Annotated in this window: 22 protein-coding genes; 9 read left to right on the top strand and 13 right to left on the bottom strand. The window is 58.7% G+C overall.

Annotated features, from left to right (window positions below; genetic code table 11):
* Window positions 1-41 precede the first annotated feature (41 nt).
* From HBA26_RS04515 to tesA, 3 genes are read right to left on the bottom strand one after another with little or no spacing between them, the layout of a single operon-like run.
* Window positions 42-896, bottom strand: a complete 855-nt coding sequence (locus HBA26_RS04515; RefSeq protein WP_049137546.1) for a co-chaperone YbbN — start codon at window positions 894-896, stop codon at window positions 42-44.
* Window positions 897-954: 58 nt separating this feature from the next.
* Window positions 955-1,764, bottom strand: a complete 810-nt coding sequence (locus HBA26_RS04510; RefSeq protein WP_102863616.1) for an SDR family oxidoreductase — start codon at window positions 1,762-1,764, stop codon at window positions 955-957.
* The gene (tesA, locus tag HBA26_RS04505) at window positions 1,754-2,377 is read right to left on the bottom strand and encodes a multifunctional acyl-CoA thioesterase I/protease I/lysophospholipase L1 (RefSeq protein WP_028012213.1); all 624 of its coding nucleotides are present in this window, start codon (window positions 2,375-2,377) and stop codon (window positions 1,754-1,756) included. The genes HBA26_RS04510 and tesA overlap by 11 nt, the downstream gene beginning before the upstream one ends.
* On the opposite strand from tesA, the gene ybbA reads away from it, so the two are divergent.
* The 3 genes from ybbA (at window position 2,348) to HBA26_RS04490 (ending at window position 6,773) form a co-directional block, all read left to right on the top strand.
* Window positions 2,348-3,034 carry a putative ABC transporter ATP-binding protein YbbA gene (ybbA, locus tag HBA26_RS04500; protein ID WP_041912055.1) on the top strand — a complete coding sequence of 229 codons (687 nt, stop codon included), beginning with the start codon at window positions 2,348-2,350 and terminating at the stop codon, window positions 3,032-3,034. The genes tesA and ybbA overlap by 30 nt on opposite strands.
* Window positions 3,031-5,445 (top strand): putative ABC transporter permease subunit YbbP, encoded by a 2,415-nt coding sequence (gene ybbP / locus HBA26_RS04495; protein ID WP_126345086.1) that lies wholly within the window; start codon window positions 3,031-3,033, stop codon window positions 5,443-5,445. Before ybbA ends, ybbP begins: the two co-directional genes overlap by 4 nt.
* Window positions 5,446-5,627: 182 nt before the next feature.
* Window positions 5,628-6,773, top strand: coding sequence for a porin (locus HBA26_RS04490; RefSeq protein WP_047367634.1), 1,146 nt, complete (start codon window positions 5,628-5,630; stop codon window positions 6,771-6,773).
* A 122-nt stretch (window positions 6,774-6,895) separates the two neighbouring features.
* Here HBA26_RS04490 and mnmH read toward each other — a convergent pair whose 3' ends face one another.
* From mnmH to ppiB, 5 genes are all read right to left on the bottom strand, one after another.
* The gene (mnmH, locus tag HBA26_RS04485; RefSeq protein ID WP_059357447.1) at window positions 6,896-7,966 is read right to left on the bottom strand and encodes a tRNA 2-selenouridine(34) synthase MnmH; all 1,071 of its coding nucleotides are present in this window, start codon (window positions 7,964-7,966) and stop codon (window positions 6,896-6,898) included.
* Window positions 7,967-8,050: 84 nt separating this feature from the next.
* Window positions 8,051-9,118 carry a 5-(carboxyamino)imidazole ribonucleotide synthase gene (gene purK, locus HBA26_RS04480; protein WP_028012218.1) on the bottom strand — a complete coding sequence of 356 codons (1,068 nt, stop codon included), beginning with the start codon at window positions 9,116-9,118 and terminating at the stop codon, window positions 8,051-8,053.
* A complete protein-coding gene (gene purE / locus HBA26_RS04475) occupies window positions 9,115-9,624 on the bottom strand; it encodes a 5-(carboxyamino)imidazole ribonucleotide mutase (RefSeq protein WP_006809824.1) in 510 nt (169 codons plus the stop codon). The genes purK and purE overlap by 4 nt, the downstream gene beginning before the upstream one ends.
* A 119-nt stretch (window positions 9,625-9,743) precedes the next feature.
* Entirely contained in the window at window positions 9,744-10,466 is a 723-nt protein-coding gene (gene lpxH / locus HBA26_RS04470; protein ID WP_126345085.1) for a UDP-2,3-diacylglucosamine diphosphatase, read from the bottom strand.
* 3 nt (window positions 10,467-10,469) lie between these two features.
* The gene (gene ppiB / locus HBA26_RS04465; protein WP_000256009.1) at window positions 10,470-10,964 is read right to left on the bottom strand and encodes a peptidylprolyl isomerase B; all 495 of its coding nucleotides are present in this window, start codon (window positions 10,962-10,964) and stop codon (window positions 10,470-10,472) included.
* Between the two features lie 175 nt (window positions 10,965-11,139).
* On the opposite strand from ppiB, the gene cysS reads away from it, so the two are divergent.
* Window positions 11,140-12,525: a cysteine--tRNA ligase gene (gene cysS, locus HBA26_RS04460; RefSeq protein WP_041911037.1), complete on the top strand. Its 1,386-nt coding sequence runs from the start codon at window positions 11,140-11,142 to the stop codon at window positions 12,523-12,525.
* 42 nt (window positions 12,526-12,567) lie between these two features.
* Here cysS and HBA26_RS04455 read toward each other — a convergent pair whose 3' ends face one another.
* The 5 genes from HBA26_RS04455 to folD form a co-directional block, all read right to left on the bottom strand.
* Window positions 12,568-13,089, bottom strand: coding sequence for a metal-dependent hydrolase (locus HBA26_RS04455; RefSeq protein WP_126345084.1), 522 nt, complete (start codon window positions 13,087-13,089; stop codon window positions 12,568-12,570).
* Window positions 13,090-13,162: 73 nt separating this feature from the next.
* A complete protein-coding gene (malI, locus tag HBA26_RS04450; protein ID WP_028012222.1) occupies window positions 13,163-14,179 on the bottom strand; it encodes a Mal regulon transcriptional regulator MalI in 1,017 nt (338 codons plus the stop codon).
* Between the two features lie 83 nt (window positions 14,180-14,262).
* On the bottom strand, window positions 14,263-15,762 hold the full coding sequence (locus HBA26_RS04445; RefSeq protein WP_028012223.1) for a PTS transporter subunit EIIC: 1,500 nt from the start codon (window positions 15,760-15,762) through the stop codon (window positions 14,263-14,265).
* Window positions 15,763-15,985: 223 nt separating this feature from the next.
* The gene (gene ybcJ, locus HBA26_RS04440) at window positions 15,986-16,198 is read right to left on the bottom strand and encodes a ribosome-associated protein YbcJ (RefSeq protein ID WP_045356450.1); all 213 of its coding nucleotides are present in this window, start codon (window positions 16,196-16,198) and stop codon (window positions 15,986-15,988) included.
* A gap of 1 nt (window position 16,199) precedes the next feature.
* Window positions 16,200-17,066: a bifunctional methylenetetrahydrofolate dehydrogenase/methenyltetrahydrofolate cyclohydrolase FolD gene (gene folD / locus HBA26_RS04435; RefSeq protein ID WP_028012225.1), complete on the bottom strand. Its 867-nt coding sequence runs from the start codon at window positions 17,064-17,066 to the stop codon at window positions 16,200-16,202.
* Window positions 17,067-17,376: 310 nt separating this feature from the next.
* Here folD and fimA point away from each other — a divergent pair, with 310 nt between their 5' ends.
* The 5 genes from fimA (at window position 17,377) to fimH (ending at window position 22,857) form a co-directional block, all read left to right on the top strand.
* A complete protein-coding gene (gene fimA / locus HBA26_RS04430; RefSeq protein ID WP_028012226.1) occupies window positions 17,377-17,940 on the top strand; it encodes a type 1 fimbrial major subunit FimA in 564 nt (187 codons plus the stop codon).
* Between the two features lie 68 nt (window positions 17,941-18,008).
* Window positions 18,009-18,554: a type 1 fimbrial protein subunit FimI gene (fimI, locus tag HBA26_RS04425; RefSeq protein ID WP_028012227.1), complete on the top strand. Its 546-nt coding sequence runs from the start codon at window positions 18,009-18,011 to the stop codon at window positions 18,552-18,554.
* Between the two features lie 34 nt (window positions 18,555-18,588).
* A complete protein-coding gene (gene fimC / locus HBA26_RS04420) occupies window positions 18,589-19,281 on the top strand; it encodes a type 1 fimbria chaperone FimC (RefSeq protein ID WP_028012228.1) in 693 nt (230 codons plus the stop codon).
* Window positions 19,282-19,295: 14 nt separating this feature from the next.
* Window positions 19,296-21,857, top strand: a complete 2,562-nt coding sequence (locus HBA26_RS04415) for a fimbrial biogenesis usher protein (RefSeq protein ID WP_126345083.1) — start codon at window positions 19,296-19,298, stop codon at window positions 21,855-21,857.
* The gene (fimH, locus tag HBA26_RS22860; protein WP_041911033.1) at window positions 21,850-22,857 is read left to right on the top strand and encodes a type 1 fimbria D-mannose specific adhesin FimH; all 1,008 of its coding nucleotides are present in this window, start codon (window positions 21,850-21,852) and stop codon (window positions 22,855-22,857) included. The genes HBA26_RS04415 and fimH overlap by 8 nt, the downstream gene beginning before the upstream one ends.
* Window positions 22,858-22,860 lie beyond the last annotated feature (3 nt).

Genomic DNA, 22,860 nt, shown 5'->3' with positions numbered 1-22,860 from the left:
TTGGAGGCCCGGTAAGCGTTAGCGCCACCGGGCATTTTTTGTTAGTAGAGCAGCGCGTACAACTGACGACGATACTTCGACGCCAGCGCGTCTCCGGTGCCCAGCGCGGCCAGGATCTCCTGGAACATCTTGCGCGCCTGACCGTCTGCGGCAGCCAGATCTTTCTGCAGGTGGCTGAACAGCAGCTCCAGCGCCTCTTCGTTACGTCCCACCTGATGCAGCTGGAGCGCCAGCTGGCTTGCCAGCGCGGCATCCGCCGGGTTGTCGGCCACCTGCTGCTGCAGCTGCTGAATTTCCGGGGTGTCCGCCGCCTGCTTCAGCAGCTCAATCTGCGCCACCAGCCCCTGATAGCGGGTATCCTGATCCTGCATTGGAACCGTCTTGAGCACGGCTTCCGCGTCTTCTGAACGGTGCAGGGCGATCTGCGTTTCCGCCAGCAGCAGGCCGATCTGGCTGTCCTGGTTCGACAGCTGCCACGCCTCTTTCAGCAGCGGCAGCGCCTCGTCGTATTTGCCTTCCTGCATCAGCGCCATCGCTTCCTGCGCTTTCAGCTCTTCTTCGCGCGGCAGCACTTTATCCAGCAGGGCGCGAATCGCCTCTTCCGGCTGGGGGCCCTGGAAGCCATCGACAGGCTGGCCGTTCTGGAACAGATAAACGGTTGGAATGGCGCGCAGACCAAACTGCGAGGCCACCATCGGTTCGGCGTCACAATCCAGCTTAGCGAGAATGAACTGACCGTTGTACTGCGCGGCAAGGCTTTCCAGCACCGGCGTCAGCTGCAGACAATGCTGGCTGCGCTCAGACCAGAAGTAGAACAGCACCGGTTTAGCCATCGACTGTTCGAGGACCTGTTGCAGGTTTGCTTCTGTAATATTGACGATATTCTGTACGGACATGCGGCTTTCTCTTTTGTCGGTTTACTCTTTACATGGGGATGAGCGTCGTCGCTTCAACTCAGCCGTGCAAAATTTTGTCCATTATCCTGCCCGGCAGCAGGCGCTTTAACCAGCCGACGGCATGGGTGACCAGCGTCACCGGATAGCGCATTTTGGGATGCTCGCTCTCAAAAGCATGGCGCACTTTGGCAACCACCGCCTCTGGCCCGAGGGTAAAACGTGCGGCGATGCCGGGGTTTTCGACCGGTTTATCCGCCTGGGTCTGGTTCACGTTTTCGGTAAAGCGGGTGCGGATCGGGCCGGGTTCAATCAGGCTGACCTTGATGCCGCTGTGGCGCAGCTCCATGCGCAGGGCGTCGGACCAGGCTTCCAGCGCATATTTGCTGGCGGCGTAGGCGCCGCGGCCCGGGGTGGAAATCAGCCCCATCACTGACGATGTCATCACGATGCGCCCTTCGCCGTGCGGCAGCATGGCCGGGAGCAGACGCATGGTGAGCTGATGGACGCCGAAGAAATTGGTTGAAAACTGCTTCTCCAGCGTTTCGCGCGAGAGCGTATCCAGCGGGCCATACACGCCGTAACCGGCATTATTAAAGAGACCGTACAGACGGCCTTCGGTCAGGGCTATCACCTCGTCGGCGGCGCGTTCAACGCTCTCCGGCGAGTCCATATCCAGCTGTATGCCGGTAAAGCCCAGCCCGTTCATGCGCTCGACATCGTCAGGCTTGCGGCACGCTGCCAGCACCCTAAATCCCTGGCGCTTTAGTTCAAGCGCGCTCTCAAGGCCGATTCCGCTGGAACATCCTGTAATTAAGACCGATTTTTGCATAACTTTACCTGTCAGGAACTCCGCTGAATTACGAGTCATGTTTAACTAAAGGAGCCAGCCGCGTTGCCATCCAGTCGGCAATAAACGGCTGCGCATCGCGATTGGGGTGGATACCGTCGTCCTGCATCCACTGGGGTTTGAGATAGACCTCTTCCATGAAAAATGGCAGGAGCGGAATATCAAACTCTTTGGCAAGCTTAGGGTAGATCGCGCTAAAGGCCTCATTATACCGACGACCGTAGTTGGCGGGCAGGCGAATTTGCATCAGCAGCGGCTGGGCGTTTGCCGCCTTGATGTCCCGCAAAATGGTACGCAGCGTTTGCTCGGTTTGCTGCGGCTGGAAGCCACGCAGGCCGTCATTACCGCCAAGCTCAACCAGCACCCAGCGCGGCTGATGCTGCTTGAGCAGCGCAGGCAGGCGCGACAGACCCTGCTGCGAGGTATCGCCGCTGATGCTGCCGTTGATAACGGTCGTCTTGCTTTGCCATTTGTCATTGAGCAGAGCCGGCCAGGCCGCGCTGGCCGCCATGCGGTAGCCCGCGCTCAGGCTGTCGCCAAGAATCAGTAACGTGTCCGCTGCCGCCGCGCGGAAGGTCATCAGCATCAAAAACAGGAAGGGCAAATGCCAGCGGAAAACAGTGTTGAAGTTCATCGTCTTAAGAAGTCCGTCGGTCAGGGGGAGCAGGAGCTTTCAATCCTTACCGGAGTTGAACTCGTTGTCAAACGCGCCGAAACCATCGCGCTGATTGGCGAATCCGGTTCCGGCAAGTCTACGCTGCTGGCGATTCTGGCCGGTCTGGACGATGGCAGCAGCGGCGAAGTCCACCTGGTCGGGCAACCGCTGCACCAGCTTGATGAAGAGGCGCGAGCCGCGCTGCGCGCGCGGCATATCGGTTTTGTCTTTCAGTCTTTTATGCTGATCCCGACCCTGAACGCGCTGGAAAACGTCGAACTCCCGGCGCTGCTGCGCGGCGAAAAGAGTCGCGAAAGCCGCACGCATGCGAAGGCGCTGCTGGAACAGCTCGGCCTGGGCAAGCGCCTCGACCATCTTCCGGCACAGCTTTCTGGTGGCGAGCAGCAGCGCGTGGCGCTGGCGCGGGCGTTTAACGGCCGCCCGGAAGTGCTGTTTGCCGATGAACCCACCGGCAACCTTGACCGTAAAACCGGCGACAAAATTGCTGACCTGCTGTTTTCGCTTAACCGCGAACATGGCACCACGCTGATCCTCGTGACCCACGATCCGCAGCTGGCCGCCCGCTGCGACCGCCGCCTGCGGCTGGTGAACGGTATTCTTCAGGAGGAAGCATGATCGCCCGCTGGTTCTGGCGCGAATGGCGCTCGCCCTCGCTGCTGATTGTCTGGCTGGCGTTAAGCCTGGCGGTGGCCTGTGTGCTGGCGCTCGGCAGCGTCAGCGACCGTATGGAAAAAGGGCTCAGCCAGCAGAGCCGCGAATTTATGGCCGGGGACCGGGCGCTGCAAAGCTCGCGTCCTGTGCCGCCTGGCTGGATTGAGGAAGCGCGCAAGGAAGGGCTAAAGGTGGGGGAGCAGCTCACCTTCCAGACCATGACCTTCGCGGGGGACACCCCGCAGCTCGCCAGCGTGAAGGCCGTGGACGACATCTACCCGATGTACGGGGAATTACAAACCAGCCCGCCGGGGCTAAAGCCGACGCCCGGCACGGTGCTGCTGGCATCGCGCCTGATGGCACTTCTCAACCTGAAACCCGGCGACAGTATTGACGTTGGCGATGCCACGCTGAAAATCGCCGGGGAAGTGGTGCAGGAGCCCGACTCCGGCTTTAACCCGTTCCAGCTCGCGCCGCGCCTGCTGATGAACACCGCCGATGTCGCGAAAACCAACGCCGTCCAGCCGGGAAGCCGCGTCACCTGGCGCTACAAGTTTGGCGGCACGCCCGCGCAGCTGGAGGCGTATGAAAAATGGCTTCTGCCGCAGCTCAAGCCGGAACACCGCTGGTACGGGCTGGAGCAGGACGAAGGGGCGCTCGGCAAATCCCTCGAACGTTCCCAACAGTTCCTGCTGCTGTCGGCGCTGTTAACCCTGCTGCTGGCGGTGGCGGCGGTTGCCGTGGCGATGGGGCACTACTGCCGCAGCCGCTACGACCTGGTGGCGATCCTTAAAACCCTCGGCGCGGGGCGGGCGCAGCTGCGCAAGCTGATCGTCGGTCAGTGGCTGATGCTGCTGGCCCTCTCTGCGCTCACCGGCGGAATAATAGGCCTGCTGTTTGAAAAACTGCTGATGGTGATGCTGAAACCGGTGCTGCCAGCCGCTTTGCCCCCGGCAAGCCTCTGGCCGTGGCTGTGGGCGATGGGCGCGATGACGGTGATCTCGGTGCTGGTGGGGCTGCGCCCGTACCGCCTGCTGCTCGCGACGCAGCCGCTGCGGGTGCTGCGCAATGATGTGGTGGCGAACGTCTGGCCGCTGAAGTTCTATCTTCCGGCGATTATTGCTGTTGCGGTCGGGCTGCTGGCCTGGCTGATGGGCGGCAGCACCCTGCTGTGGGCCGTGCTGGCCGGCGCGGTGGTACTGGCGCTGCTGTGCGGTGTGCTGGGCTGGATACTGCTCAACGTCCTGAAAACGCTGACGGTAAAATCCCTGCCTGTGCGGCTGGCGGTCAACCGCCTGCTGCATCAGCCCTGGTCAACGCTCAGCCAGCTGTCGGCCTTTTCGCTGTCGTTTATGCTGCTGGCGCTGCTTCTTGTGCTTCGCGGAGATCTGCTGGATCGCTGGCAGCAGCAGCTTCCGCCGGAAAGCCCGAACTATTTCCTGATCAACATCGCACCGGAACAGGTAACGCCGCTGAAGGGCTTCCTGTCGGAGCATCACATTATCCCCGAGTCGTTCTATCCCATCGTCCGCGCGCGTCTGACGCAGATCAACGGCCAGTCAACCGAGGGGAACAAGGACGAGTCGCTTAACCGCGAACTCAACCTGACCTGGCAGGCGAAACGTCCCGACCATAACCCGATTACCGCCGGTAGCTGGCCGCCGAAAGCGGGAGAGGTGTCGATGGAAGAGGGGCTGGCGACGCGCCTGAACGTGAAGCTCGGGGACAGCGTGACCTTCACCGGTGATACCCAGGATTTTACCGCCAAAGTCACCAGCCTCCGTAAAGTGGACTGGGAAAGCCTGCGGCCAAACTTCTTCTTCATCTTCCCGCCGGGCGCGCTGGACGGGCAGCCGCAGAGCTGGCTGACCAGCTTCCGCTGGGAAAACGGCAACGGCATGCTGACGCAGCTTAACCGGGAGTTCCCGACGGTGAGCCTGCTGGATATTGGCGCGATCCTCAAACAGGTCGGGCAAGTGCTGGAGCAGGTGAGCCGCGCGCTGGAGGTGATGGTGGTGCTGGTGACAATCTGCGGCATATTGCTGCTGCTGGCGCAGGTGCAGGTGGGCATGCGCCAGCGTCATCAGGAACTGATAGTCTACCGCACGCTCGGCGCGGGTAAGCGGCTGCTGCGGGCGACGCTCTGGAGCGAGTTTGCGCTGCTTGGGCTGGTGGCGGGTCTGGTCGCGGCGATTGGCGCGGAGACGGCGCTGGCGGTGCTGCAGACAAAGGTCTTCGACTTCCCGTGGGAGCCTGACTGGCGTCTCTGGCTAGTACTCCCTCTCTGCGGCGCGGTGCTGCTCTCACTCTGCGGGGGCTGGCTCGGGGCGCGATTGTTAAAGGGCAAGGCCCTGTTCCGGCAGTTTGTGAATTGATTTGGCATGGTAATAATTACGCACCGGTTTTTATGCCGGTGCATAATGCTTAAATAGCACAAAGTGATAATGCCAACGCATTTAGTAGCACAAAACATTAAAAACCCGCCCACACAGCCCGAAAATTTCCGGTTAATATTCACCAGCTAAATATTTAGCAGCGTGTCTATTAAGGAAAAATAATGACTATAAAAAAATCAGCGCTGGCGGCAACGATCGGCGCGGCAGTGGCATTGACTACTTTTGCATCTCAGGCAGAAATCACCGTACTTAAGCAGGATCCTCAGGCGGGTAACCCGCTGAGCCGCCTGAACTTCACCGTTGGCGGCAGCATTCGTCCTCAGTTCCAGAACATGACCGGCGATGACGGCAAAAACGGCTACAAGCGTAACGGCTTTGACGGCGGTACCCGCTTCCGTTTCGCGGCAGACTACTACCTGTTTGACGACATCAGCTGGATCAGCTACTACGAGCTGGGGGTGAACATTCCGGCGCAGTTTAACTGGGATAACCACTACGCCGACGGCGCGCACGACACCTCACGCCGTATGCTCTACACCGGACTGAAGAGCGATACCTGGGGTACGCTGACCTTCGGCCAGCAGAACAGCGTGTACTACGATGTGGTGGGCGCGAAAACCGATATCTGGGACTACGACATGATCGGCCAGGCGCCGGGTAACGGGATCAACGGCGACTACGACGGCTCTTACCGTTCACGCCAGATGCTGAAATATAAGAAAACCGTGGGCGATGCGGACATCTATGCATCCTACCTGTTTGAAGACAGCGAATACCTGCCGGGCAACGGCCTGCGCTACAAGCGTAAAGGCGGCGGCTCACTGGGTATCGATTACCACCTGACCACCGATCTGACCTGGGGCGCTGCGTGGAACTACACCCGTGCGGACATGCGTAATCCGGACAACGGCGACAGCAAATCCTACGACCAGAATATTGTCGGTACTGCGCTGAGCTGGACGCCGGACAACTGGACCTTCTCCGCTGGCGGCGGCTGGTACCAGAACTTCCTGACCACCAAAAAAGTGTCTGTTAACGACTACTTTGCGGGCGACGCGTGGGGTATTGAATACTTCGCAGGGTACAAATTCCCAATCGGTCAGTACGCGGTGAAATCCATCCAGCCTTACTTCATGGGTGACCGCATCGAGTACGTGAACGGCCGTAACTACCAGCGCATCGACAACGGCGTGGGTATCAGCTTCCAGCTGGATTACGGTTTCCGCGTGGATTACGAACACGTGTTCACCTCCAGCACCGACAACCTGGGCGACATGAACCTGGTGCGTCTGCGTTACGACTTCTAAGGTGTCATGTAGGGTGCGGCCTGATGCCCTCACCCTGACCCTCTCCCACGGGGAGAGGGAAAAAACATTAAAAACGGCAACCCAGGTTGCCGTTTTGCTTTTACCTCGCCACCCGGCTTTTTTTAGCGATTAAGCCACTCGGCAATTTCTGCGAACGTCCCGCGATACACAATCTTCTCCGCTTTCTTCTCCAGCTGATAGCCGTACATCGGGTCGTAATAGTCCTTCAGCAGCGGTACAAGCCAGCTGAAGTGCGCGTCGGTGCTGCCCGTTCGCTGTTGTTCGGCAAGGGCCGCGTCCAGCAGCGCCGTAAATTCCGCAAAACGCTGTAGCCCAAGCCGACGGCGAATGGCAAACAGGCCGTGGTGCAGGTACTCGCTGTACTCCTTCCAGCCCGCCTCCTCACCGTACGCGGCAGAAAAATCCGCCCACATGTGGTCAAAATACTCTTCGCGCAGGCGCTCAAGTCGGGTTTCAAACGGGTCTTCGACGACAACGATAGGGGCGTCAACCATGCGGTCGCGCAGGCACTCCGGCAGGTGGTTGGAGCCAATCATCCGGCCCTCGTCCTCCAGCACCCAGCGCGCGGCGTCTTTTTTCAATAGCTCAACCGCAAGGTGATTCTCGAAGCTCGCCTGGGAAAGCTGCGGCGTAAGCGTGCGGCCAAACGACGAGCCGCGATGGTGCGCCAGCCCTTCCAGATCGATGCCCTGCGCGTGCTGCTTCACCAGCAGCGTTTTACCGTTGCCGGTACAGCCGCCAATAAGCACCATCGGCTTTTGCGACTGCTCAATGGTGACCTGAATCGCCGTCTGGCGCAGGGCCTTATAGCCGCCGCGGATCAGCGGGTAGTCGATGCCAGCCTCTTTCAGCCAGGCCTGAGAGATATGCGAGCGCTGACCGCCGCGCGCGCAGCAGAGATAGCCCTCGGGGTGCGCAAGGCTGGCTTCGCGCCAGGCGTTAATGCGCGCCGCCCGCGTCTCGCCGCTCACCAGGCTATGGCCGAGCGCCAGCGCGGCGTCGGGTCCCTGGCGCTTGTAGCAGGTACCGACGGCGGCACGCTCGTCGTCGTTCATTAAGGGCAGGTTGAGTGCGGCGGGCATCGCACCCTGGGCAAATTCGATCGGCGCGCGAACGTCGATTAAAGGGGTATCAGACGCGAGGATCGCGCGATAGTCCGTTCCATCGTTCATGGTGATTCCAGAAGAAAACTCAGCAGCAATGGGCGGGGATTGTACGCCGGGGAAGGGGAAGGTCAACTCCCCGGCGCAGATGTCTTACTTGAGCTTTGACTGTGCCCAGACAATTCCGCTCGCGTATTCTGGCGGCAGGAGAGGAACGATCGCCTCCAGGGTGGCGCTCAGGCGGTCGGTATCGCTGTCGTTCAGGTTGAGATGACCCACTTTACGACCCGCGCGAACCTCTTTGTCATACCAGTGCAGATGCACCAGCGGCAGCTTCAGCCAGTCGTAGTTCAGATCGGTCCCGATCAGGTTGATCATCACCGACGGGCTGTTAACGACGGGCTGTGGCAGCGGCAGGTCGGTGATGGCGCGCAGGTGCAGTTCGAACTGGCTGATGGAGGCGCCGTTTTGCGTCCAGTGGCCGCTGTTGTGCACGCGCGGCGCCAGCTCGTTGATCAGCAGGCCCGACGGCGTGACGAAGCACTCCATCGCCATCACGCCCACGTAGCCCAGCTCGTGCATGATGGCAGAAAGCATCTCTTCCGCCTGCGCCTGCTGGTCGGCATTGGCGTGCGGGAAGGCGACGCTGGTGCGCAGAATGCCGTCCTGATGCAGGTTATGCGTCAGCGGGTAAAACACCGTGCGGCCATCGTGCCCGCGGGCACCTACCAGCGACACTTCGCCGCTGAAGTTGATGCCCTGCTCAACGATGCACTCGCCGTAGCAGTCGTCCGGCAGCTCGGCGGTGTCGCCTGCGCGCAGGCGCCACTGGCCGCGACCGTCGTAGCCACCCACGCGGCGCTTCACAATCGCCAGCTCGCCCAGCATGGCGAAGACGTCGTTCCACTCGCTTTTATCAGACAACAGCTGCCACGGGGCGGTTGCGAGGCCCAGCTTGTCGAACAGCTGCTTCTGCGTCAGACGGTCGGCAATGATCGGGAACACGTCGCGGTTCACAAAGGCGTTATGGCGCGCCAGCTCGCGGGTCAGGGCGGTTTCCGGCCAGCGTTCAATTTCGGCGGTGATTACGCTCTGATGGAACGGCACCGCTTCCGGCTCGGCGTCCAGCCCGACGGGCCAGACGGCAATCCCCAACGGTTCGCCAGCCTGACGCAGCATGCGGCCCAGCTGGCCGTTGCCGAGGACGCAAACCTGCTTCATGCCGCACCCCGCGGGTCCGGGTTATCCAGCACCTCGTCGGTCTGGGCTTTACGCCACTCCGCCAGGCGTTGGTGTAAATCTTTGTCGTGCGTAGCAAGAATTTGCGCGGCCAGCAGGGCGGCGTTCGCCGCGCCCGCTTTGCCAATTGCCAGCGTGCCGACAGGAATACCGCGCGGCATTTGGACGATGGAGTAGAGGCTATCGACACCGCTTAACGCGGCGCTTTGTACCGGGACGCCCAGAACCGGCACCAGCGTTTTGGCGGCAATCATGCCCGGCAGATGTGCTGCGCCGCCCGCACCGGCAATAATCACCTCATACCCGTTCTCTTCGGCGCTTTCGGCGAAGCTGAACAGTTTGTCCGGCGTACGGTGTGCGGAAACCACTTCAACGTGGTGCGGAACATTCAGGATTTCAAAGATTTCGGCGGCGAACTGCATGGTAGCCCAGTCGCTTTTGGACCCCATCACGATGGCGACACGCGCCGGATTATTGCGGGAAGACATGCGTCTTAAAACTCCTGTGGTGCGAAACACACTGCTTTCGAGGGCACAGAGAATAGCATGTTATACGGGCAAGGAAAACGGTTGCGTGGCTGAGAAACAAGCGAAACGACGAGAAAACGTTAAAACGGAAAAGCGATCAGTTCGACACCTTCCGGGGTGACTTTGACCATCGAACCCTCAGTGTGCCATGCGCCCAATACCACGCGATGGGCCGGTTCACCGTTGGCGCTCAGAGAATGCACGTCAGGGCGATGGGTATGACCGTGGATCAGCCACTGAACGCCATGCTTTTCCATCACGCTCACCACAGCTTGCGGGTTGACGTCCATGATGGTCAGGGATTTGCTGCTGTTGGCGGCTTTGCTGCCCGCACGCATTCTGGCGGCGATGCGGTTGCGGATAAACAGCGGCAGGGCAAGGAACATCTTCTGGATCCACGGGGTGTGGACCTTAGCGCGAAACGCCAGGTAGCCGGTATCGTCGGTGCAGAGCGTGTCGCCGTGCATGATCAGCACCTTGCGGCCATAGAGATCGAGCACCTGCTCTTCCGGCAGCAGCGTCATACCGCTTTCGCGGGCATAGCGCTTGCCGAGCAGGAAATCACGATTGCCGTGAATGAAGTAGCAGGGGACGCCGGAATCTACCAGCGTTTTAATGGCGGCAGCCATTTCACGGTGCAGCGGATTAGGATCGTCGTCGCCAATCCAGGCTTCAAACAGATCGCCCAGGATGTACAGCGCATCGGCGCCTTTCGCTTCACCGCGTAAAAAACGCAGAAAACCGGCGGTTATCGCCGGTTCTTCTGTTTGCAGATGCAGATCCGCAATAAAGAGTGTCGCCACGAATTACTCGCTGACGGTCACGCTTGTAATCACAACGTCTTCTTTAGGAACGTCCTGGTGCATGCCGCTGCGGCCGGTAGAGACGGCTTTGATCTTATCGACCACGTCCATACCTTCAACCACTTCTGCGAACACGCAGTAGCCCCAGCCCTGCAGGCTTTCGCCGGAGAAGTTCAGGAAGTCGTTGTCCGCTACGTTGATGAAGAACTGCGCGGTGGCAGAGTGTGGTGCCTGAGTACGGGCCATTGCCAGCGTACCGCGGGTGTTTTTCAGGCCGTTGTTCGCTTCGTTTTTGATCGCTTCCTTGGTCTCTTTCTGGCGCATGCCAGGCTCGAAACCGCCGCCCTGGATCATAAAGCCGTTGATCACGCGGTGAAAAATAGTGTTGTTGTAGAAACCTTCGCGGCAGTAGTCCAGGAAGTTTTTAACTGTTTCAGGCGCTTTGTCATCAAAGGTCTTGATTACGATATCGCCATGATTAGTGTGGAAAGTAACCATTTTTGCATCCTGTTCCGTTATTGTGGTACGTCGACCCGCCTTCGGGTCATATATAGGGGCTTGTTATAGCATAACCACAGGACGCGATCACCTTGCATTGTGTGCTGATCCTATTCCGAATTATGGGTATTATAGGGAACAAACAACTCACACACGTGTTTACATGGAATCTTCGATGTTAAAAATCTTTAATACAATGACGCGCCAGAAAGAGGAATTTAAACCTATCCATGCCGGGGAAGTCGGCATGTACGTGTGTGGTATTACGGTTTACGATCTCTGTCATATCGGCCATGGCCGTACCTTTGTCGCGTTCGACGTGGTCTCTCGCTACCTGCGCTTCCTGGGCTATAACCTGAAGTACGTGCGTAACATCACCGACATCGACGACAAAATCATCAAGCGCGCTAATGAAAACGGCGAAAGCTTTGTTGCGCTGGTGGATCGCATGATTGTTGAGATGCACAAAGATTTTGATGCCCTCAATATTCTGCGTCCGGACAGCGAGCCGCGTGCGACCCACCATATCCACGAAATTATCGAGATCACCGAAAAGCTGATCGAACGCGGTCATGCGTACGTAGCGGAAAACGGCGACGTGATGTTCTCCGTCCCGACGGACCCAACCTACGGCGCGCTTTCCCGTCAGGACCTGGACCAGCTGCAGGCCGGCGCGCGCGTGGACGTGGTTGACGTGAAGCGTAACCCGATGGACTTCGTGCTGTGGAAGATGTCCAAAGAGGGCGAGCCGAGCTGGCCATCCCCGTGGGGCGAAGGCCGTCCGGGCTGGCACATTGAATGTTCCGCGATGAACTGCAAGCAGCTGGGCAATCACTTCGACATTCACGGCGGCGGTTCGGATCTGATGTTCCCGCACCACGAAAACGAAATTGCGCAGTCCACCTGCGCCCACGGCGGCGAGTACGTTAACTACTGGATGCACTCCGGGATGGTGATGGTTGACCGCGAGAAGATGTCGAAATCGCTGGGCAATTTCTTCACCGTGCGCGACGTGCTGAAGTATTACGATGCGGAAACCGTGCGCTACTTCCTGATGTCTGGCCACTATCGTAGCCAGCTGAACTACAGCGAAGAGAACCTGAAGCAGGCGCGCTCGGCGCTGGAGCGTCTGTACACCGCGCTGCGCGGCACCGACAAATCTGTGCCTGCGGCGGGGGGCGAAGCGTTCGAAGCGCGCTTCGTTGAGGTGATGAACGATGACTTCAACACCCCGGAAGCCTACTCCGTACTGTTCGACATGGCGCGCGAAGTGAACCGCCTGAAGTCAGAGGACATGGCAGCGGCGAATGCGCTGGCATCTCATCTGCGTAAGCTCTCTTCCGTGCTTGGCCTGCTGGAGCAGGAGCCGGACGCGTTCCTGCAGAGCGGCGCGCAGGCGGATGACGGTGAAGTGGCGGAGATTGAAGCGTTGATCAAGGCGCGTCTGGAAGCGCGTCAGGCCAAAGACTGGGCGGCGGCCGATGCGGCGCGTAACCGTCTGACCGAGATGGGCATCATTCTGGAAGACGGCCCGCAGGGGACGACCTGGCGTCGTAAGTAAGTCTGTAACGCCCGGTGGCGCTAACGCTTACCGGGCCTACTTTTACCTTCTTTTCCACCACAACATCCCCATCAGCACCACCCCCGGCAGCCACACCCACAGCAGTTCCGAGATAATGACCTCATGCCCGTACGGCGTGGCGTAGCGCGACAGCGCAAACGGCGCGACCCTAATCACCTGCCACGGCGCAAAGAAGCGCTCGTCTGACCACGGCCACAGCCAGCCGACGCCTTTTCCGCCGGTGGTAACGGAATCCAGCAGGCTGTGCGACAGCAGTGAAACGGTTAAGAACAGCCAGCAGCGCGTCAGGCTGGCCCGGAACCATCGTCGGCCAATCAGCACGCAGAGTATCGGTACCGCAAAGGCAAACAGCAGCGAATGGGTAAAGCCGCGGTGGCCGAAAATATTCCCGTAGGCGACGCCGAATTTGAACGCCAGCACGTCGGCGTCCGGCAGCATGGCGAGCACGATCCCGGCAAACAGCAGGCGGGGAGGGATGACTTTCGTTCCCAGACCTAAGCCCAGGCAAAGGGGAACAGCAGCGTGAGTGATAACGGTAGGCATTGCAATTATCCATGGCAAATCACAGCAATATAGCAGCGAATTCGCTGCAGCAAACCTGTGTCAAATTCTGATTTTACGCCGACTCGCGGGCGATAAGTTGCCCGGACAGCGTAATGCGCTGGGTTTGCAGATCCGGCTCCTTCAGCTTGCGGATAATCAGCCCCGCCGCCTGTCGTCCGGTTTCATCGCTGGCCGAGGAGACGTAGGTGAAGGAAGGGGAGGTGAGGTTGACGTGAAGCATATCTTCAAAACCGATCAGCGCCACCTGCTGGGTCAGGAACACGTCTTTCCCCACGGTGCGGCCCACCTGGTGAATGCCGGAAATGGAGCCGATCATCGCATCCGGGGAGTGGCAAAGCAGGGCGGTGATGGAGCTGTTTTTCTCCAGCAGCTGACGCGTTGCCATCGCGGCGGCCTGGGTGTCGTCGCTGCAGGCCGGTGAATAATCATCGCGCCAGACCAGCCCGTTTTGCGTCATCGCGCTGCGAAAGCCGAGCAGGCGCTGCTCGCGGATAAGACAGCCCTCGCGCCCGCCAATGTAGGCGATCGTGCGGTGTCCGCGTTCGATAAGATAGCGTGCGGCCAGGTTCGCCGCCTGGCGATTATCGCGCATGACCAGATTGCATTTTTCGTCCAGCAGAGACTGCGAGACCGCCACCAGCGGCAGCGGGCACTGGCGGATCTGCTCCGGTAAAGCGGCGTTACGGGTGTCAGACGCCAGATAAATAACGCCCGCGACGCCCTGCTGCTTAAACGACAGCAGGGTCCGTTCCAGATGTTCCTGGTCGTTCAGCGGCTGGCCGAGAAACACCATATAACCCTGCTTCTCCAGCTCCTGAACGATGCTCGCCATCACCTTGATGGAAAAGCTGTCGCTGAAGTCGCGCAGGATCAGGCCGATAAGATTGGAGGTGTTGGCGCGGAGGTTGGCAGCGGCAACGTTATGAACATAGCCCAGCGTCGTGATGGCGGCATTGACCTTCTCGATCGTCGCCTCTGAGATTTTCCCTTTCTGACGTAGCACCAGCGACACGGTAGAGACCGAGACGCCCGCGTGCTTTGCGACATCAATGATGCTGACTTTCTTCAAAACCGCTCCCTGAAATTTACCGATTATCAGCCGGATAAGACACGTTTCCCAGCGTACAGGAGACGTGTCGTTCAGGCATCTTATTATTTGCCGATCATGGTGGACATGGTCTGGGCGATAAACTGTGCTCTGGCACCGAAAATCACCTGGATCCCGTTGTCGCCGACGAAGACCACGCCGCGCGCGCCAAGCCCGTTCAGTCCGTCCCTGTCCACCGCATCGCTCTTCGCCACTTCCAGACGCAGGCGGGTGATGCAGGAGCCGACGGAGTCAATGTTCTGCGCGCCGCCCAGCAGACCGATGATTTCGGTGGCAAGTTCGGAATCGGACTTGTCATTCGCGCTGGCGGTCACCTCCGTACGGCCCGGCGTTTTCACGTCGAAACGACGGATCACGAAGCGGAACGTGAAGTAATAAATCAGCGCCATCGGAATGCCGATGATAATGGCACTCAGGAAGTTGGTCTGATAGCCGTTAAACGACGGCAGGATCCCGAACGACAGGTAGTCGATAAAGCCCGCCGAGAACGATTTGGCGATATGCGCGTGCAGCAGGTACATAGTCATGTACGCCAGGCCCGCCATGATGGCGTTGAAGACGTACAGAATCGGCGCCACGAAGATAAAGGTGAACTCTACCGGCTCGGTGATCCCCGTCAGGAAGCAGGTGAGGGCAGCGGAGAAGAGAATACCGGCCGCGATTTTCTTATTCTTCGTATGCGCTTCGTGGTACATCGCCAGGCATGCCGCAGGCAGCGCGAACAGCATCAGCGGGAACTCGCCCTGCATGAACTTACCGGCGTTCTGGTAGGTGTCGCTGCTGAAGGATTTCACCCCCTCTTCGAGCATCTTGAACCAGATGGTCTGGTCACCGTGGATCACCTGGCCCGCCTGGGTGGTGTAATCCCCGAACGAATACCAGAAGGACGGATACCAGATGTGGTGCAGGCCGAGCGGGATCAGCGCGCGCTCCACCAGCCCGAAGATAAAGGTTGATGCCGCCTGGTTATCACCGTTTACGATCACGGAGAGCGCGTCGATACCGGCCTGAATATGCTGCCAGACGTACGGTAGCAGCAGCCCCATCAGGAAAGAGAGGAACGCCGTGGCGATCGCCACAAAGCGCTTCCCGGAGAAGAAGCCGAGGAACTCCGGCAGCTGCATGGTGTGGAAGCGGTTGTAGCACCAGGCTGCGAGAATGCCGCAGATAAGCCCGCCGAAGACGCCCATCTGCAGCGTCGGGATGCCGACCACCATGGCATATTTTCCGCCCTGTGAGGCCATTTCCGGCGTAATGCTTAATACGGTACTGATGGTGATGTTAGTGACAAACACCGACACCGCCGCGGACAGCGCCGCGATACCGGATTCCGACGCCAGACCGACAGCAGAGCCAATGGCAAACAGCATCGGCAGGTTATCAAAGATAACCCCGCCGGCGTTCATCATCAGCGGCAGGTGGAACTTATCGCCGAAGGCCAGCAGCAGGCCCGCAGCGGGAAGCAGTGAAATTGGCAGCATTAAGGCGCGACCAATCATCGATAACTTAGACAGCGATTTAACAAACCCTGATATCAGACTCATGCTGATTTCCCCCGAGTAGCGCTTTTTAAGCGCTGTTATTGTAAGTAGAACGTTTTAGTAGAACGTTCTACTTATCGTGGGGAAAGAGTGAAAAACGCGCAACTGAAATCTCACCTTTCAACAGATGAAATAGTGATTATTTGAAGTTGATCGATAAATAACCGTGATGGATATGGGGGGATTTTTGATCCCCTCTCCCCTTTGGGGAGAGGGTGAGGAGGACTCAGGCCGTCACGGTCACGCTCTGCCCTTCAAAGCTCACGGTCTGGCCGGCGACAATTTTGCAGCGCTTGCGGGTTTCCACCACGCCGTCGACTAAAACCCGCCCGTCGGCGATAACGATTTTCGCCTGCGCGCCGCTTTCGCTCCAGCCTTCGAGCTTGAGCAGATCGCACAGCTCAACGTGCGGGTGTTTGCCTAATGAAAATGTGGCCATCTTATGCTTCCTCTACATCGTGGTACTCTTCGCATGCCTGCAAAGTATTCTGAATCAGCGTTGCTACAGTCATCGGGCCAACGCCGCCCGGCACTGGCGTAATGTAAGAGGCGCGAGCCGCCGCATCTTCGTACACCACGTCGCCGACCACTTTGCCGTTTTCCAGACGGTTAATCCCGACGTCCACGACAATCGCGCCCTCTTTGATCCACTCGCCCGGAATAAAGCCCGGCTTGCCGACCGCGACGATCAGCAGATCGGCGTTTTCAACGTGGTGACGCAGGTTTTTGGTAAAGCGGTGGGTCACTGTGGTGGTGCAGCCGGCCAGCAGCAGCTCCATGCTCATCGGACGGCCCACGATATTGGACGCGCCGATGACCACGGCGTTCAGGCCGTAGGTGTCGATGTTATAACGCTCCAGCAGCGTCACGATGCCGCGCGGGGTGCACGGGCGCAGACGCGGCGCGCGCTGGCACAGGCGGCCCACGTTGTACGGATGGAAACCGTCGACGTCTTTATCCGGCGCGATACGCTCCAATACCTTCACGTTGTCGATGCCCGCAGGCAGCGGCAGCTGAACCAGAATGCCGTCGATCTCTTTATCGGCATTCAGGGTGTCAATAAGTTCCAGCAGTTCCGCTTCGCTGGTGGTTTCCGGCAAATCGTAAGAGCGGGAGACGAACCCCACCTCTTCACACGCTTTGCGTTTGCTGCCGACATAAATCTGTGATGCCGGGTTGCTGCCAACCAGCACAACGGCCAGCCCGGGAGCGCGTTTTCCGGCGGCTTTACGCGCCTTCACTTTTTCCGCGACCTCAGAGCGCACCTGCTGCGCAATCGTTTTACCGTCAATAATCTTTGCTGCCATCAGAGAGAAGATTCCGTCTGTAACGTTTGAAAGGGGGGATTGCCTGTATTTTGTCAGAAGCGAGCGCCGCTGTCAGTCACCCTTTACGAGTTTTCATCCGTGAGGCGCAAAAACCCTTCTTAAGTGATGGTCAATTTCTTAGACGGGATTAGGATGTGACCTGGCGAAATGGCAGTGTTTTGACATATTTAAAAATTACATCCTGAGCTACTTTGTCTCCTCCGAAATAAGTTTTCAATTACGCAATTGAACGTATTTCTTATTCCCGATTTTTCGCGGGAAGGGTTATTTACATTTTAAAGGAATAGACATGAAACTCAGCAACATTGCTTCTTCTGTTATTGCAACACTGGCCCTGGTCGCGGGTGCCGCTAATGCAGCCGATCCCGTTACGCCGGTTACCGTAAATGGCGGTACCGTGCATTTTAAAGGTGAACTGGTTAATGCTGCTTGTTCAGTAAATACCGATTCTTCCGAGCAGACGGTTAATCTCGGTCAGTATCGTACCGCGAAATTCACCAAAGTGGGCGACACCACCTCTAATATTCCGTTCAACATTGAACTGAATGACTGCGATCCGCTGGTTGCGAAAACCGCTGCCGTTGCTTTCACCGGCCAGATCGACGCGACCGACAAAACCCTGCTGGCCGTGACGTCCGGTAACAACGACAACACCGCGAAAGGCGTGGGTATCGAGATCCTCGACAGCAAATCCAGCGTGCTGACCCCGGACGGTGCCACCTTCTCTGCCGCGAAAGACCTGATTAAAGGGACTAACACCCTGCAATTCACCGCGCGCTACAAATCAACGGCTGCAACCACCGAGCCAGGCCAGGCGAACGCTGACGCCACCTTCGTAATGAAATACGAATAATACCCTCGCACAGGGATGTTCAGGCCTCAGGGACGAGGCCCGTCATACGCTACTGCCAGGAACGAAGGATGACAAGGACTGGAACACTACTGCTGTTAACCCTTGCGATGGCCTGCCCGGCATCGGCGCATACCGTGGTGATCGAAGGCGGCAAGGTGCATCTTCGTGGGGAGCTGGTAAACGGCGGCTGCGCCGTGGCGCCCGACAGCCAGAATATGCGCATCGACATGGGGCAGTACCGAACCAATTCATTTTCCGGTGTGGGCAGCTTTTCAACGGTTAATGTGCCGTTCACCGTGCGGCTGCTGGACTGCAGCGTGGATGTCTCTCGCATCGTGGGGATCCAGTTTCAGGGCGTGACGCCCGCGGAAGATCCGCAGGTTTTTCTGGCGACATCGCGGCCAGGTGAAACGCCTGTCAGCAGCGGCGTAGGGCTGGCGCTTTTTGATGAGCAGCAGCGTCAGATTATCCCGAATGCGACGGCCGTCAGCTGGTTGCCCGTGAATACCAGCGAGCTCGCATTTCATTTTAGCGCCCGCTATCGCGCTATTTCCGAACACCTCGTGCCAGGCAATATTCAGTCGGATGTCTGGTTTACGTTGATTTATCCATAACACCTGCGAACACATTATTAAAGGTACGGTTTTGATGAATATGCTAATTAAACCAGGACTGCTTTTATCGTTTATTTTAATGATGGTTTCTGCTTGCGCGAATGCTTCCGGCGGTATTGCGCTGGGGGCCACGCGCGTTATTTATCCGGCGGATGCGAAGCAAACGTCGCTGGCGATCACCAACAGCAATAAACAAGAACGCTACTTAATTAACGCGTGGATCGAAAATGCCAGCGGGCAAAAGGAAAAAACCTTTGCCGTCACGCCGCCGCTGTTCGTTAGCGAGCCGGACAGCGAAAACACGCTGCGTATTATTTACGCCGGGCCCGCGCTGCCCGCCGATCGCGAATCGCTCTTTTACATGAACGTGAAGGCGATCCCGTCAGTGAACAAAGCGAAAACGGAAAACAATAACGTGCTGCAGCTGGCGATCCTTTCGCGCATCAAGCTGTTTGTGCGCCCGAATAACCTGGCGATGCAGCCGGATGAGGCGCTTTCCCAGCTGCGCTTTGAGCGCGTGGGGAACCATCTCAAAGTCAGCAACGCCTCGCCGTATTACATCACTCTGGTCAACCTGAAGCTGGGCGGTCAGACGCTGGAAAACCTGATGGTCGCGCCGAAAAACTCGGCTCAGCAGGTGCTGCCTGCCGGGGCTGGCGGTACGCTCTCCTGGCAGAGCGTGAATGACTACGGTGCCATTACACCGGCGCGCAGCGTCAACCTGTGAGCAGAGTCAGGGCGATGAAAAACCACCAGGGACGTTACTGCCCGGTTGCACTGGCGCTGATGGCCGCGCTCTGGCCGCAGGCTGGCTGGAGCGAAAGCTACTTCAACCCGGCCTTCTTATCCGACGACACCGCCAGCGTGGCGGATTTGTCACGTTTTGAACAGGGGCACCAGCAGGCACCCGGCATCTATCGCGTGGATATCTGGCGTAACGATGAGTTTATCGGCACCCAGGACGTGCGTTTTGAACAGGCCGAGAACACGCCGCCGGTGGCGGGCGGCCTGTCGCCGTGCATTACGCGCGCGATGCTCGATCGCTTTGGCGTCAACGTTGCCGCATTTCCCGAGCTGGCGAAGGTGCAGGGTGAAACGTGCGTTCCATTGACCACGGCTATTCCCGGCAGCGAAACGGTATTTAACTTTGCTTCACAGCGCCTGAACGTCAGCCTGCCGCAGGTGGCAATGCAAAACAGCGCGCGCGGCTATATTCCGCCTGAACAGTGGGATGAAGGCATTCCCGCCGCGCTGGTGAACTACAGCTTTACGGGCAACCGGGGAAGCGAAGACGACAGCTATTACCTGAACCTGCAGAGCGGGCTGAACTATGGTGCCTGGCGTTTACGCAACAACGGCGCATGGCGCTACACGCAAAATAACGGGAAGCGGCGCAGCGAGTGGCAGAATATTGGCACCTGGGCGCAGCGCACCGTTATCCCACTGAAAAGTGAGCTGGTGCTGGGCGACAGCAACACCGGGAATGACGTTTTCGACAGCGTCGGTTTTCGCGGCGGGCGGCTCTATTCGTCTGACAGCATGTACCCCGACAGCCTGCAGGGTTACGCGCCGACCGTACGCGGTATTGCCCGTACGCCTGCCAAAGTGGTGGTTCGCCAGAACGGCTACGTTATCTATCAAAGCTACGTCCAGCCCGGTGCGTTCGCCATTACCGATCTTAACCCGACCTCCTCCAGCGGTGACCTTGACGTCACGGTGGAAGAGAAAGACGGCAGCCAGCAGCGCTACACCGTGCCGTACTCCACCGTGCCGCTCCTGCAGCGTGAAGGGCGCTGGAAATATGACCTCGTGGCGGGGGATTACCGCAGCGGTAACAGCGACCAGGATACACCGTTTTTCGCCCAGGGCACCCTGATTACCGGCCTTGCTAACGGCGTTACGCTCTATGGCGGCACCCAGCTGGCGTCACGCTATACCGCAGTGGCCGTTGGTGCCGGGAAAAACCTTGGTGACTGGGGCGCAGTCTCCGTCGATATCACCCACGCCCGCAGCCAGCTCGCGGACGACAGCAAACATGAAGGGCAATCGCTGCGTTTTCTCTATGCAAAATCGCTGAACGGGTTTGGCACCAACTTCCAGCTGCTGGGCTACCGCTACTCAACGAAGGGGTTTTACACCCTGGACGACGTGGCCTGGCGCTCAATGGAGGGCTACCAGTATGCCGATAGCCAGGACGATAACGATGTGCCGGACGTGCAGAGCTATCACAACCTGACGTGGAATAAAAAAGGCCGCTTCCAGCTCAACATTTCCCAGTCGCTGGGGGATTACGGCTCGGTCTATATCTCCGGGAGCGAGCAAACCTACTGGGGGACGGACGAAACGAACCTCTGGTATCAGCTGGGCTACGCGGGGGGCGTGAAGGGGATCAACTACTCCCTGTCATGGTCGTGGAACAAATCCGTCGGGATCGACGGTACCGACCGGATCGCGTCGTTTAACGTCTCCGTACCGTTTAGCCTCTTTACCCGCCAGGGCTATCGCCGGGACAGCGCGATCGATCGCGCCTATGCCACCGCATCCGCCAGCCGAAACAGCGATGGCGACACGAGCTGGCAAACCGGCGTCAGCGGCACGCTGCTTGAGGACCGCAACCTGAACTACAGCGTGACCCAGGGACACGCCAGCACCAACGGCTCAAGCGGAAGCGCCAGCGCCAACTGGCAGGCAACCTACGGCACGCTGGGCGTGGGCTACAACTATTCCCGCGATCAGCACGATCTCAACTGGCAGCTCTCCGGCGGGGTGGTTGGCCATTCAGACGGCGTGACCTTCAGCCAGCCGCTGGGCGATACCAACGTGCTGATTAAGGCGCCGGGGGCATCAGGCGTCAGCGTGGAAAACCAGACCGGCGTGAAGACCGACTGGCGAGGCTACGCGGTCATGCCGTATGCCACCGTCTACCGCTATAACCGCGTGGCGCTGGATACCAATACCATGAGCAACAACACCGACATCGAAAACAACGTGAGCAGCGTGGTGCCGACCAAAGGCGCGCTGGTCCGCGCCAGCTTTGATACCCGCATTGGCGTGCGCGCCCTGCTGACGGTAACGCGCGGCAACCAGCCGGTGCCGTTCGGCGCCGTGGTGCGCGAAACCCAGAGCGGCGTGACCAGCATGGTGGGGGATGACGGGCAAATTTACTTGAGTGGGCTGCCGCTGGAAGGCGAACTGCTGGTCCAGTGGGGTAACGGGGCGCAGTCCCAGTGCCGTGCGCCTTACAGCTTGCCTGAAAAGAGCCTGCAACAGGCGATCACACTTAAGGGGATCCGCTGTGATTAAAATCCATATCTTTGCCTTGTCGCTTCTGGCACTCCTGCCCGCGACAAACGCGTTAGCCACCGTGTGCGTCAATGAAAAGGGCGTGCCGACGGAGGTGCATTACGACCTGACGGATAAATTCAACAGCTCGAATAACCAGGTTGGGCAGGTTGTCACCCTCAGCGAGAAATCGCAGTGGGTGGGGGTAAACGCCGTCTGCCCGAAGGGCACCGTCGGGAATACCACCAAGCGCAGCTACGTGACGGATTACCCGATCACCGGGACCAGCGATGGCTATCAGTATCTGAAGCTTAACGACTATCTGGACGGGGCGATGAAGATCACGGATAGCTATGCTGGCGCGTTTTATCCACCCAAAAACTATATCCAGATGGGGAGCCATCCGAACGTTTCAAAAAACAAACCGTTTGGCGTGCAGGATTCCAGCCTTATTTTCCGTCTTAAGGTGACCCGACGCTTTATCAATATGGTGGTGATCCCGCGTGCCACCATGTTCCGCGTTTACGTCACCACCACCTCCTCCGATCCGTTGACCACGCCGGTCTACACCATCAGCTACAGCGGAACCATTCAGGTGCCGCAGAGCTGCGCCATCAACGCCGGCAATGTGGTTGAATTTGATTTCGGCGACATTGGCGCCTCCCTGTTCAGCAAGGCGGGCGTGGGTAACAAGCCGGAGGGCGTCTCATCGCAAAGCAAAACCATCGCGATTAAATGCACCAACGTGGAGGCAAACGCTATGCTGACGATGCGCGTCGAGGCTGAAAAGGTCTCCAATAATGTGGTGGTGTCGGATAACCCGGATGTGGGGTTTATCATTGCCAACGAGAGCGGTGCGCCGCTCACGCCTAACAACCTGACGAGCAAAATTCCGTTCCGCCTGGACGACAGCGCGCAGGCGCAGGTGGGGATCCGGGTCTGGCCGGTGAGCGTGACGGGCAACAAGCCAGCGGAAGGACGCTTTACCTCGCGCGGATATTTGCGTGTGGATTACGACTAAGGA

Origin of the sequence: Enterobacter sp. 725m/11 (assembly GCF_011683705.1) — a bacterium.
Taxonomy (GTDB): domain Bacteria; phylum Pseudomonadota; class Gammaproteobacteria; order Enterobacterales; family Enterobacteriaceae; genus Enterobacter; species Enterobacter bugandensis.
Note: the sequence above shows the minus strand (reverse complement) of the source record. Positions and strands in the feature narration are given on the sequence as shown.